The following is a 13,133-nucleotide window of genomic DNA, read 5'->3' as shown; positions in this document are numbered from 1 at the left end:
TTGGATCATATGTGCAAAAGAGAGACCATATTAACCGAATATATCCTGAATGACTATTCATCAATAGCCAGGGATAAAGATGGACATATTTTTGCCAACGAAATCATTATTCCAATAGAATCACAGCAGGAGACTTTCACAAATGAATCAGCTCCGCAAGACAATAACCTAAAAAGATGCTTCCCTTTGGGCAGTGAATGGCTTTACGCCAAGATCTATTGTGGTTTACATTTTGCAGACACCTTGTTAAAGGAAGTTTTCCCCATTATCGTAGAGACAATTAGTCAACAAAATGTCCTAAAAAAATGGTTTTTTATACGGTACAACGATCCATCGCCCCACATTAGGTTTAGAGTTGAGCTTTCAGATCCAAGCCAGTATTATTTCGTTATATCCACGCTTAATACCCTATTGGAACAGTTTATTAAAGACGGCCAGATATCAACGCTATCCTTTGACACTTATACACGGGAGATTGAACGCTATACCCCATTTTGTATGGAACTTAGTGAGGAGCTATTCTATCAACAGAGCGAAACGGTACTGAAGGTTATTCAACAAAGTACTTCAATCAATGATCGATGGCGCCTGGCTTTCGAAAATATTGAGTCGCTATTAGAAGCTGCAAAATTTACACTGATCGAGAAAAGAGATTTCTGCCTACAGATGAATACCCTTTATCAGCAAGAATTTGATAATAATAAAAACCTTTGGATTCATCTCAACAATAAGTTTAAAGAGAAAAAAGACTGGTTCGACAAACCTTTAGACAACCTAGAAGAATCGAAAAAGAAACTAAATGCACTTCAATACAGCATATTTAACACCTTACAGAGCCATAACGAGCAAGATGAATTCAAGTCGGCTCGGACATCGTTACTATCAAGCTACGTTCATATGTTTATTAATCGATTGTTCATGTCTGATCAACGCTTACATGAACTTGCCGTTTACCACTTTATGGTTGGCTATTATAAAATGCAAATTGGGAAACAGAAAGAACGTATGAATCCGATAAATTATAGGAGTCCCATCTTCGCGAAAAGTTGATTACGATATTGTAAACCTATAGCGAGTTCTGTCCCATTTTTCAGAATGACTTTACTTGCCTCAACACCCTTGATCTGTTTGATATTGACAATATAGGACCGGTGCATACGAGCAAACATATCCCAAGGCAGTTCTGCTTCCATATCTTTCATGGTAGACAGCAACGTTTGCATACCTTCTAACGTATAAATTTGAATGTAATCCCCCCAGGCTTTAAGATAGAAAATATCCGCCGGATCTATAAAAATAGTTTTGTTCCGATCCTTTATCTTAATCGCCTTTCTTTCACCCTGTGGGCCCCTTCTAGAAAACAAAATTGCCTTTTGGACTTTTTCAATTGCCTTGATCAAGCGCTCTTCCGTCAGGAGTGGCTTTAAGATATAATCGATCACATCCAGCTCAAATCCATCGACCGCATACTCATAATGCCCAGTTATAAAAACAACAAATGGTGGATGAGCAAGTCCTTTGAGAAAGGTAATTCCGTCCATTTCAGGCATATCTATATCCGACAAAATGAGATCTACCTCGTGCTGCCTTAAAATGTCAATTGCTTGCAATGGGCTCTCGAATACACCCAATATTTCGATCAGGCCTAATTTGGAAACTAATTTCTCCAGGCGACCTCTCGCAATAGGCTCATCTTCAATAAGGATAGTTTTAATTCTATTCATAAGTACTTCGCAACCCGTTGCTTTGGTGCTACGGCTCTGTTTCCGAATGTAAAGTTACAACAAGATTAACACTAAATACACCCTCCTGCGACTTTATTTCCAAATTGTGATTATGAGGATAATGAAGTTCCAGTCGTTTTTTTACATTTTCTATCCCTAATCCGCCGATATAATTTTCTGGTTTTGAAAGTTCTCTATACGCATTAGCCACGTGCATATACACCTTGTCATCCGCAACCTTAATGTCTACGGATATCCATCCCGCCGAAGAACTTAACCGAGGTCCGTGTTTGAATGCATTTTCCACAAACGGAAAAAAGATCAAAGGAACAATCATGCTGTTTTCGTCCTCGGCCACCAAATTTAGATTGATCTGCACGGTCTCGCTATAGCGTAACTTTTCCAATTCAACATAATCCTTTAGCAATTGAAATTCGCGACTAATTTCGATCCTGGGTTGATTACTTTCATGCAGTAAATACACCATAATACTACTTAAACGCATCATACTTTCGCCGCCTCGTTCATCATGATCAGATACCAGCACATAGATGCTATAAAGTGTATTAAGTAAAAAATGTGGATTAATCTGGTATTTTAGAAAGGCAAGTTCCAATTGGACATTGTTCAATTCTAATGCTGAATTTTTCAATTCGAGTTTCATTTTTGAATTTCTGACAGACATAAATGCCTGTACAATTTTTACAGTCAATGGCAGCGCCACCAAAAAAATAAAATCCAACAAATAATCGCTAATGGAAGAAAGGCGAAAAGCACCAAAGATTCCTTGACTTAATATTATTTCAAGATAGCTTGACAGGCGAACATCTGGTGTTAGATATTTCAACGTTAATAGGGCAGCAAAGTAACTTAGAAACGACCACCAGGCGTAAATAAACAACAACCATAATATACATAATACAAACTTCCCTGGAATAAACCACCGCGGAATGATGATATATGCTGTCACATAAAATATTGTCAACAAAGAAAAGACGTCCTTTACAAACAAAATCCAGGAATTATCAATATCTATCCGCTGATAGGAAATGAATTGCATTCCCAAAACCAAAAACCAAAAACACAAATGAAGAATAATACGTTTCCCCGTATTGTAATTTTGGAAAAACCTGTTCATAGATAGCATACTTTTCAATAATATCAGTCTAATATAATGATATCCTTTAGTTTGTGGTAGTCTGACTTATCAAGTGATAACGCAAAAAGACATTTCTGCGACAAAAAACAACCACCTATAACGCTAACAATCTGAATATATCCAAATTAGGATCTGAGCAAATCAAAAAAATAGCATTACGCTCAAAACAATAAAATTGTAACAAATATATTGCTTTAAAATGAATACGATTTTTAGCGTGCACTCAACAGCTAGTTCATCCAGCAAATAAAGTAATTTGCTAATTTATCAATATAGAATAGCGTTATCTCTAATTTCAATTAAGTTGGTAATTTTCAAAACTTACCTACTAAGGTAAATATAATGCGTAGCGATCACTAAAATGTCTATTTACATAACATAAATTGTCCATAATTGAAGGCTCTGCAAAAAAAAGTTATTGCGATCTTCCGTATATTTAATTTTACAGAACCCACATAAACAACAATTAGATGTCAACTACTTTTATGCAGCTTTGGTTATATAATAACTGGGCCAATACAACACTACTGGATAAACTGAAAAGTGAAGGCGAAAATGTACCTCATTCTTGCATACGGCTCTTTAGCCATATTGTCAATGCTCAGATTATTTGGTTAAGTCGATTAACTGGTGAAAAACCACCTGTTGGTGTTTGGGATGAGCACAGTATCATCGATTGCCAAAGGTATCACGATTTAGCTTCAGAAGGATTTGGGCAGCAGATTCAGCGCAGAAATGATATAGAGGATGAAATTATCAATTATACAAACACACAGCATCAGGCTTTTCATAATAAGGCCAACGACATTCTGTTACACGTCTTTAATCATGGCACCTATCACAGGGCGCAAATAGCAAGCGAAATGCGGAAAAATGGTATTGAACCTATCAACACAGATTATATCACTTTTGTTCGCACATAACAGTACTGTAATCAGACGCCACTGTAGTCTGATTACAAACGAAGTAGTTTTATTGAAATGCCGATTTGCTCCAAACGATAAATATCATGCTGGATCAATCCTTCCGTAAGGTAATAAAAGGAATACCCTAGGACATACTCGTTTTCAACCAGATAATGGTCGCTTTGATTTTTAAGCAGTTCTATTAAAATTTTGATCTAGTCGATGCGACCTATCCTACACATCTTGCAATTGGCGGACTAGACCCTCTATAATATTGGAGAATACCTTAACTTTGAAACAAAATGAGTTACAAACATATCTTTAAAGCGACCTTAACATGGAACCATCCTGAACAGCCTAGTGCTGTGGGTTCAAAAATTTATACAAAGAGCCATCACATCGCGATCGAAGGCAAAGCTGACCTGCAAGTTTCCGCAGCAAAAGCATTCAAGGGTGACCCCGCATTGTACAATCCGGAAGATTTGCTGCTTAGCAGCCTGATTTCTTGCCACATGATGTCCTATTTATACGTCTGCTCGAAAAATGGCATCGAGATTTTATCCTATACGGACAATGCTATCGCTACCCTCGAAACGGATGGAGATGGAAGTGGTCGTTTTACGGAAGTTATATTACACCCCGAGGTTCTCATCACAGATGAATCCCAGATAGAACTTGCTTTATCCTTACATGCCCAAGCAAATAAACTGTGTTTTATTGCGAATTCATGTAATTTTACTGTGCTGCACCATCCCCAATGTCAAGCGATCTAATCATACCTAGACGTTCTATCGAAAGAAAAAAGCCTCTTGTTTTCGGTTTGTTAACACAACCGAAAATATAACACGCAGCAAAAATTCGTAATTAAATAACAAACAAGTTTTTAAGGATTTCATTACTTTTGAATCATGATGGAAAATTCCAAGAAAAAAGCAGCAATCGGATTCATATTTATTACACTACTAATCGATATTACGGGTTGGGGAATCATTATTCCAGTCGTCCCTAAACTTATCGAGGAATTGATTCATAGCGACATCAGTGAAGCGGCAAAATATGGCGGCTGGCTCGGCTTTGCCTACGCTTTCACCCAATTCATCTGTTCTCCCGTCGTTGGTAACCTCAGTGACAAATATGGCAGAAGGCCAATTATTTTGATCTCACTTTTTGGGTTTGCTGTAGACTACATCTTTCTTGCCCTCGCGCCAACTATAGGTTGGTTATTCTTAGGACGCGTTATCGCCGGATTGACAGGTGCTAGTTTTACAACGGCAAGTGCTTATATCGCCGATATATCTACGGATGAAGATCGGGCAAAGAACTTTGGCTTGATAGGCGCTGCATTTGGTCTTGGCTTTATCATCGGCCCAGTTATCGGCGGTCTACTTGGTCACTATGGTGCCAGGGTTCCCTTTTATGCGGCCGCAGGACTGTGTATGCTAAACTTCCTGTATGGCTATTTTATCTTACCTGAGAGCTTAGATAAAGAAAAACGTAGAGCTTTTGAGTGGAAACGCGCAAATCCAATTGGATCCTTTAAGTTTCTTGGAAAACATCCAGAAATATCCGGATTAATCGTTGCCTTAATTTTAATATATATCGCAGGCCATGCAGTTCAAAGTAACTGGAACTTCTTCACCATGTATAAATTCGACTGGACAGAAAGAATGGTGGGTATCTCATTAGGTGTTATTGGATTATTGATTGGATTGGTTCAGGGCGTTTTAATTCGATGGACAACGCCCAAACTTGGTGAACAAAAAAGCATTTTCTATGGATTGACCCTGTATGCTATTGGACTACTGTTATTCTCGTTTGCAAGCGAAGGATGGATGATGTTCGTCTTCCTTATCCCCTATTGCTTGGGTGGTATTTGTGGACCAGCTCTTCAGTCTGTTATTACAAAAAATGTTCCTTCAAACGAACAGGGTGAACTTCAAGGTGCACTAACAAGCTTAATGAGTGCAACATCGATTATTGGTCCACCGATGATGACAAACCTATTTTATTATTTCACCCATGACAAAGCACCATTTAAATTTTCTGGCGCGCCGTTTTTCTTAGCATTTATCCTGATGACGATTAGTGTGATCATTGTCTATAATGCTTCTCGCAAAAGGAGAAATCAGCAAATAAATCTTTAGACCTGATTGATCAGTCTGCACTATTTTCATCTATCTTCCTCTAAAACTCAACTGGCCTATGCAGTTCTTAAATGCATAGGCCAGTTGAGTTTTAGAGCTTTGACTTTAAACGGCTCAATGTCTCCTGTGAAATATTCAGATAGGAAGCAACTATTCTATTGGACAGCCTTCTGACAACCATTGGATTTTCATCCAACAATAAACGATATTTTTCAAGGGCATCTTGCATTAAAAATGACATCAGACGCTTTGTATTTGTTACATAGGCAATTTCCAAATAGAGACGGTAGAACTTCTCCCACTGTGGAATAAGGTCCAACAAATGATAAAAATCCTTATGACTTATATAGTAGATTTCAGTAGGTTCCAAAGCCTGAATAAATTCTTCAGACTCTTCTCCTGTAATAAAACTAACTAATGCGGTTGCAAACTGATTCTCAAAGGCAAAGTAGCGTGTTGCTTCTTGTCCAGACTCATTTATAAAAAAAATACGTAAACACCCCTTGGTCACGAAAAATGAGCGTTGGCTTATTTCACCATTGGCCAACAAAAACTCATTTTTCTTTAGCTTTAAAGGCTTAAAATAGGAGCCTATTAGATGTAATTCATCTTCTGTTACCGTAATTTTACTCGTGATATAGGATATCAATAGCTCATCCATTTTAATTGCTGTTCTAAATTAATTTCCAGCAAAACTAATAAAATTGGATTAACAGTAACTAATTCAAGAACTAGATCGGCTCATTTAAATTCGTAAGTTCACTTTCTGCATGCCCCGCTCTCCAATATGCACAGGTATATAGGTCTTGTGAAGTCCTCCCCTTTTCCTCCCGAAAGTAATGACGTAATTCTTTCACAATGGCATACTCCGCAGCAATAAAGATATAGCTCGTTTGATCATCCGCCCTAAAGTCGGCTTTCTTAACATATTCAGCGAGATTACTCCCTTGTTCTGGTGTCTGATTATAACACCATTGTATGCGTGCGCTGCAGGCTGAGGACAATACAAGCTCGTCTTCTTTTGCCAGAATCTCAATAATTACTTTTGCTCTAGCCGTCGCTGGAAGCTCTTCTAATATTGCAGCAATAACAGGTAAAGCTGTTGTGTCTCCAACCAGCAGGTAACAGTCTACCTGGGGAACCAATTTTCTTTTGCTCTCCTTCATGCCAATTTCCAATTGATCGCCCTTTTCCGCCATGATTGCCCAAGCAGATGCAGGACCGCTATCACCGTGAACAACAAAATCGACATGCAATTCTCTGTTATAAAGATCTATTTTACGATTGGTGTAAGTTCTGACGACTACTTCTTGCGCATTGTGCTGTAACGGAACGAAAAGCTTGTTATTTGAACCCGAACTGACTTCGGCCAATAACCCGAGCTGCTCATCGGTTAAATCAAATATTACCCGGATAAGATGTGGTGTAAGGTACTCTTTTCGGCCAACACGGAATACCGATCTTATTTTTTTAGTGTTTGTCTGATTCATATGCTGTCTTTCGAAAATTATTATTTAGCTTTCTATAGGTAATAATATCCTCAATAGATAATACGGTAAGATTATGTTTCAGTCCGAATGCTGAGACCTCATTCAAACGCGCCATTGTCCCATCCTCATTCATCAATTCACATAAGACAGCCATCGGTTCTAAACCCGCCATAAGCATCAAATCGATACTGCCTTCTGTATGACCATCGCGACCCAATACTCCGTTCGCGTGCCGGAAGGGAAAGATATGACCTGGGCGAACAAGGTCCCCCGGTTTAGCATCCTGCGCACAGGCCGCTCTTATTGTGGCAATTCGATCGGAAGCCGAGAGCCCCGTAGTTGCCCCTATCTTTGCATCGATAGATACTGTAAATGGCGTTTGGTAAGGACTTGAATTAGCTGACACCATATAAGGTAAGTCTAATTCATTCGCTTTCTCATGGGTGAGACAAAGACAGACAACACCACTACAATACCGGATCATTTGTACCATATCCGGTATGCTCATGTTTTGGGCAGAGAAAATAAGATCCCCCTCATTCTCTCGATCTTCATTATCGATAAGAAGAACTCCTTTACCGGCCTGTAAATCCATTAATGCTTTTTCTACCCTTGCTATGGGATCATCCCCAAACATTGTTAACAAATTTCTCATATCATTCTATATTATCCTGCCTCTTTACGAATAACAGAGGCTGGCTTATTTGATGACAAAGATCTATCCATGAAAAACAATAAACATTGACTTAAGTCAAAAAACAGAAAAACAAAAATGGAGCTCAACATTCAATTATTTCAAATCTAAAGCATCTTTAAACACCCAAAACTTCAATTCTTCAATTCATGGATCGAATTCTTCAATTCCTCCATTACTGATCGCTGTAAATTTGCAGCCAAGGAAATAAAATTCAAAATGATACATACAACAGACATAACAAATCAAAACATAGAGCTTCACGTAGACTCAAAGCGGGATACACCAATACTTACGAAGCCTCTTTTATGGCTTATTACCTTGACAACTGGAATAGTCGTCGGCAACAACTATTATAATCAACCGCTTTTGGGATTAATGGCAAAAGACTTTCACGTTAGTGAAGCTGCAATTAGTATGATTGCTATGCTCACCCAGATCGGTTTTGCAACAGGACTACTCTTTCTCGTTCCTTTGGGCGATATGATAAAAAGAAAGAAATTAATATTATCAATTTTTCTACTTATCATAGCCTCCTTATTGGCAATGGTCTTCGCTCCCAGCCTCGAGCTACTTTATATCGCAAGCTTTATGGTTGGATTTAGCTCAGTCGTTCCCCAAATGCTCGTCCCCCTTACGGCCGAACTTGCTACTCCCGAAAAACGCAATTCTTCAATCGGAATGGTCATGAGTGGCTTACTATTAGGTATTCTGCTCTCCCGCGTCGCAGCAGGATTTATTGGCGATATCTGGGGATGGCAAGCGATCTATTATATAGCGATAGCGTTAATGGTTCTATTCATGTTATTATTAGCTTTCGCACTCCCCGATGTGAATCCGACATTTCAAGGAAGTTATCTACAATTAATGCACTCATTGATCCATCTAACAAAAACTCAACCGGTATTACGGCTATCTGCACTCAGAGGTGCCCTAGGTTTTGCGGGATTCAGTGCTTTTTGGATTACATTAGTATTTCATTTACAGAAAGCTCCTTTGCACGCGGGTTCCGCTGTAGCTGGATCCTTCGGATTAATAGGGGCTGTTGGCGCTCTAGCAGCAGCATTGGTAGGCCGGATTTCAACGCGTGTTTCTACGTATACCGTTATTCTTGGTTCCATATGTATCCTGCTATTGAGCTGGATTGTATTCTACATCGGGGGGAATAGCTATACCGGATTAATAACTGGTGTAATCTTAATTGACCTGGGTTTACAATCAATGCATATCAGCAATCAATCTGCTTTCTTTGCCTTAAATCTAGGGGCAACCAACCGACTAAATACAGTCTATATGTTTAGTTACTTTGCGGGTGGATCATTGGGTAGTTACTTGGCCTCGCTCGCTTGGAAATACTTTCAATGGAATGGCGTGGTATTGACAGGCTTTTGTTGTACACTACTGGTTCTCATCATCCATATCTGCTACGACAGACGGCCAAAAAACTTTTCTTAGGCGTTGAACACCATAATCTAAAGAAAAGCTAGTTAACAGAAAATCTTCTATATGATGATATCCATTCATGGCCTACATGTTATAAATGTAGGCCATGAATGAAAACTTATTTCATTTATTCAAGTACGCCAAACTTGCCAGCCTGAAAATCTTCAAAGGCTTGGTAAATCTCTGCCTGTGTATTCATTACAAATGGGCCATAGCTCACGATAGGTTCATCAATGGGCTCACCGCTTAACACAAGTAAAACCGCATTTTTTTGGGCCTTTATCGAGATCTCTTCACCATCATGACCAAATAAAACAAAACTATGTTCCTTCGCAAGTTCGCCGTTGACCTCGACCTCCCCATTCACAACCAGCATCGCAGTATTATGATTTTGCGGAACTAAAAAGTCTGTTTCATATTGCGCCGCCAATTTGATATCAAATAGATTGACAGGCGTATAGGTGTTCGCTGGCCCTATCGTATCCTGAAATTTCCCCGCGATGACATTAACTACCCCTGCTGCGTCAGGCAATAGTACCTTCCCCATCTGATTGGCTGTAATCGCCTGGTAATGTGCCTCCGCTGATTTATCTTTCGCTGGTAAATTAACCCAGAGCTGAACCATTTCAAACAATCCACCTTTCTTTGAAAATTCCTCTTCATGGTATTCTTTATGTAATATACCCGCACCGGCAGTCATCCATTGTACATCATCCGGACGAATAACTCCACTGTTTCCCGAACTGTCGTGATGGGCTACACTGCCTTTGTAGGCGATAGTAACGGTTTCAAATCCCTTATGCGGATGTACATCCACGCCTCTGATATGATCCGAAGGTCCAAAATCAAATGCTGCGTTGAAATCTAGTAAAAGAAATGGACTCATCCTCCTTTGGGAAATCCCATTCCCTGGTATCATATTAAATACACGAAATCCATCCCCTACCATACCCGGTTGAGCTGGACGTTGGAAAATTCTTTCAATTGATTTTTTCATATTATGATCTCCTTTTTTATCGTTCTTGATGAATTTAAGTTGAAGCCCAAATTGATTCACTTCATTTTAAATTGCTATCTCAAAGGTACGACAAGAAGAAGCCTGCTTCCAACAACCTGGATTAAGGCATAAACTTAACCTAGATTAAGTTTATAAGAAAAGATACTGCTAAAACTAGTAATCCCACATTTTCTGGATGCCATAGAAATATGTAACTTCAATAAAAATCATAGACCAAGTATCCTTATGAGCTCAAACAATACCGTTACATTAATAAAATTTTACAGTCACCTTTGGTTACGCCCAATACTAGTACTCCTGCTATTCATCTTTTTATCCCCCGTAGTACATGCGCAATCCAACAATAAATCTAAAGTTAAAACAAACTGGAATGAAATACTTGAAGAACAACTGTTTCCAGGTAAAAAGCTCCAAGATTCCACGTTCAGCTTTCAGGGCAAATTTGAAGAACAATTTATCACAACAGCAGATCATGTTAAACTCCATGGAATCTTGTTTAAGGCAGACAAGAGCAAAGGACTAATTTTCTATTTGCATGGCAGTAATGGGGCTGTAGATACCTGGGGTAAAATTGCCAATATCTATACTGATAACGGATATGATCTTTTTATGTTGGACTACCGAGGTTACGGAAAAAGTGAGGGTAAAGTAACCAATGAAGAACTACTTTATCGTGATCTGCAAACGGTCTATGATAAGCTGACACAACAGTATCGGGAAGATCACATTATCATAATCGGTCAATCTATGGGCACGGCACTTGCTTCAACTATTGCTTCGCATAATTCTCCGAAAATGCTTATTCTTCAGGCACCTTACTATAGTTTTCAAGATTGGACACAACATATCGCTCCTGAACTCGATACAAGCGGGATCCCCTTTTATTTCGACAATGCTGCGGCATTGCAAAAAGTAAAATGTAGAACGATCATCTTCCACGGAGACCAGGATAATGCCGTCTATTTTGATTCTTCCATTAAACTGAGTAACTTCTTTAAAAAACAGGATAAATTGATACGTTTGGCAAAGGAAGGACATAATGATTTTTCTAAAAATAAAGACTATCTGCATGCGATTGCCGAGCTATTGCGATAGTCTAATTTTATACCAAAAATACACTATGCCCCTTCAGGAATTTTATACATTAAATTCGGGATAAGGAAAACCCTTTCCTTTTTCACAGAAAAATTTTAAACTCCTGAAAAATAGTGCCCAATCAAAACTACAGGAAGCGAATTCCGCACTATAATTTGTCCAGCCATCATGGTGAAACAGCAGCATACATCCCTTTTGCTGAGGTTCAAGTTCAAAGGTCAGTGTCGTTCCAATCCATTCCTCAAATGCTTTGACACAGCGCCACTCGACCCTGGAATAAGGCTTCAGCGAAATAACTTCCATATTTTTAAAATAGCTGGGACCAAATCCAAAGCGCAGGATCGCACCAATCTCTGGCTTTGCCTTCGTATCTGGTGTCCACCAGCCTGCTAGTCCTTCCGCCGTTGTAAGCGCCTTGTAAACAGTCTCTACAGGCGTTTCAATTAACAGCCTATGGTAGATACTTTTTGTCCCAGGATCATGTGGTATGCGATTCTCTTCCATAGCCCCCAGCGCTATTTTCTCCTTTGGAGTAGGCTGTCCCAGCCCCGTTAAAATCAATTGTCTTAGGCTGTCCGCTATATAATACGTCCAGGCATCATGACATACCTGATAACATTCCATCTGGGAATTAAGCCCACGATGGGTGAAATGTAATGTAGTTGTACCCTCATCTTCCACAATATCGAAGATAATGGAACTATTAGTCCATTCCCGTTCATCCTGGGTAAATTTAAAATAGTTTTCGAGGACCCGCCAGACTACTTTACGATCTGTTTCCATCGTTTCTATTCGTATTCGACAACGATGTACATCCTGATAATGATATATAAACTCATCATGCAAAGCAGCAGTTGGCCCTTCAATATTTTGAGACCACCATCCACGGACATTATTGATTGCTTCAAATACACGTTGAGCACCTGCTTCAACGGTAATGCTTATTTTAAAATCGTCCTTTTTCATCATTCATCGTATTTTATAACGTTAACTCATACTTCTTATATTCCTATACCTCAATCGAATCAAATATGTAAATCTGAACATCATGATCATGAGGTGCCAAGATTCTCCGGTCAACTGCACAAGCCTTTCCTTGTTCAGACGCAAATGCTATTTTAATTGCTGCTAAACTTTCAAAATATAAAGTTCCAATACAATACACATCGTCGTGTCCAGTCGTGGACATAATTCCACCTTTGGCCACTTCATAACGAATAAGTCCGGGAAGCGTTTTTGCCAAGGGAATATGTGTCTCAAAATAGTGTTTGTCAAAAAACTCCCTATTCGTAGGAGTCTTATATATTGCGATCACTCGTACCATCTTGTGGTATTAATTTAAATTTATAGATCAAATATAGCGGACTTCAAAACACAAAAAGGGGTGTAAAATAGACATTCTCAGCGGTTGATTTAGACAAGTCGTTTCGGTATATTTGAATAGTATCAAATAAGCGTATT

Annotated in this window: 14 protein-coding genes; 6 read left to right on the top strand and 8 right to left on the bottom strand. The window is 39.0% G+C overall.

The genetic code is table 11. The features are described from left to right. Positions 1–9: 9 nt before the first annotated feature. The gene (locus CBM24_RS27740) at positions 10–1,050 is read left to right on the top strand and encodes a thiopeptide-type bacteriocin biosynthesis protein (protein ID WP_232475799.1); all 1,041 of its coding nucleotides are present in this window, start codon (positions 10–12) and stop codon (positions 1,048–1,050) included. Here CBM24_RS27740 and CBM24_RS12790 read toward each other — a convergent pair. Together CBM24_RS12790 and CBM24_RS12785 are read right to left on the bottom strand one after the other, a co-directional pair. Further along, positions 1,020–1,724, bottom strand: a complete 705-nt coding sequence (locus CBM24_RS12790) for a LytR/AlgR family response regulator transcription factor (protein ID WP_088161522.1) — start codon at positions 1,722–1,724, stop codon at positions 1,020–1,022. The two genes, CBM24_RS27740 and CBM24_RS12790, sit on opposite strands and share 31 nt — an antisense overlap. Positions 1,725–1,752: 28 nt before the next feature. Further along, positions 1,753–2,862: a sensor histidine kinase gene (locus tag CBM24_RS12785; RefSeq protein WP_157698450.1), complete on the bottom strand. Its 1,110-nt coding sequence runs from the start codon at positions 2,860–2,862 to the stop codon at positions 1,753–1,755. A gap of 491 nt (positions 2,863–3,353) precedes the next feature. On the opposite strand from CBM24_RS12785, the gene CBM24_RS12780 reads away from it, so the two are divergent. From CBM24_RS12780 to CBM24_RS12770, 3 genes are all read left to right on the top strand, one after another. After that, a complete protein-coding gene (locus CBM24_RS12780) occupies positions 3,354–3,806 on the top strand; it encodes a DinB family protein (RefSeq protein ID WP_088161520.1) in 453 nt (150 codons plus the stop codon). Positions 3,807–4,090: 284 nt separating this feature from the next. Further along, the gene (locus CBM24_RS12775; RefSeq protein ID WP_088161519.1) at positions 4,091–4,561 is read left to right on the top strand and encodes an OsmC family protein; all 471 of its coding nucleotides are present in this window, start codon (positions 4,091–4,093) and stop codon (positions 4,559–4,561) included. 135 nt (positions 4,562–4,696) lie between these two features. Next, a complete protein-coding gene (locus tag CBM24_RS12770) occupies positions 4,697–5,932 on the top strand; it encodes a TCR/Tet family MFS transporter (protein WP_333888926.1) in 1,236 nt (411 codons plus the stop codon). A 91-nt stretch (positions 5,933–6,023) separates the two neighbouring features. Here the strand turns inward: CBM24_RS12770 and CBM24_RS12765 are convergent, their stop codons facing one another. The 3 genes from CBM24_RS12765 to ribB form a co-directional block, all read right to left on the bottom strand. Beyond that, positions 6,024–6,593, bottom strand: a complete 570-nt coding sequence (locus tag CBM24_RS12765) for a Crp/Fnr family transcriptional regulator (protein ID WP_088161518.1) — start codon at positions 6,591–6,593, stop codon at positions 6,024–6,026. 70 nt (positions 6,594–6,663) lie between these two features. Then, positions 6,664–7,422, bottom strand: a complete 759-nt coding sequence (locus tag CBM24_RS12760; protein ID WP_088161517.1) for a siderophore-interacting protein — start codon at positions 7,420–7,422, stop codon at positions 6,664–6,666. After that, positions 7,403–8,077: a 3,4-dihydroxy-2-butanone-4-phosphate synthase gene (gene ribB, locus CBM24_RS12755; RefSeq protein ID WP_088161516.1), complete on the bottom strand. Its 675-nt coding sequence runs from the start codon at positions 8,075–8,077 to the stop codon at positions 7,403–7,405. The genes CBM24_RS12760 and ribB overlap by 20 nt, the downstream gene beginning before the upstream one ends. Positions 8,078–8,335: 258 nt before the next feature. Between ribB and CBM24_RS12750 the strand changes: the two genes are divergently transcribed. Beyond that, complete coding sequence (locus tag CBM24_RS12750) at positions 8,336–9,571, top strand: MFS transporter (protein ID WP_088161515.1); 1,236 nt, start codon at positions 8,336–8,338, stop codon at positions 9,569–9,571. A gap of 115 nt (positions 9,572–9,686) precedes the next feature. Here CBM24_RS12750 and CBM24_RS12745 read toward each other — a convergent pair whose 3' ends face one another. Next, entirely contained in the window at positions 9,687–10,556 is an 870-nt protein-coding gene (locus tag CBM24_RS12745) for a pirin family protein (RefSeq protein ID WP_088163545.1), read from the bottom strand. A 246-nt stretch (positions 10,557–10,802) separates the two neighbouring features. On the opposite strand from CBM24_RS12745, the gene CBM24_RS12740 reads away from it, so the two are divergent. Further along, complete coding sequence (locus tag CBM24_RS12740) at positions 10,803–11,672, top strand: alpha/beta hydrolase (RefSeq protein WP_088161514.1); 870 nt, start codon at positions 10,803–10,805, stop codon at positions 11,670–11,672. A 42-nt stretch (positions 11,673–11,714) separates the two neighbouring features. Here CBM24_RS12740 and CBM24_RS12735 read toward each other — a convergent pair whose 3' ends face one another. Next, a complete protein-coding gene (locus CBM24_RS12735; RefSeq protein ID WP_232475779.1) occupies positions 11,715–12,641 on the bottom strand; it encodes an SRPBCC family protein in 927 nt (308 codons plus the stop codon). A 40-nt stretch (positions 12,642–12,681) separates the two neighbouring features. Then, the gene (locus CBM24_RS12730) at positions 12,682–12,996 is read right to left on the bottom strand and encodes an EthD family reductase (protein WP_088161512.1); all 315 of its coding nucleotides are present in this window, start codon (positions 12,994–12,996) and stop codon (positions 12,682–12,684) included. Positions 12,997–13,133 lie beyond the last annotated feature (137 nt).

It is taken from the genome of Sphingobacterium sp. G1-14, from assembly GCF_002196555.1.
GTDB lineage: Bacteria > Bacteroidota > Bacteroidia > Sphingobacteriales > Sphingobacteriaceae > Sphingobacterium > Sphingobacterium siyangense.
Note: the sequence above shows the minus strand (reverse complement) of the source record. Positions and strands in the feature narration are given on the sequence as shown.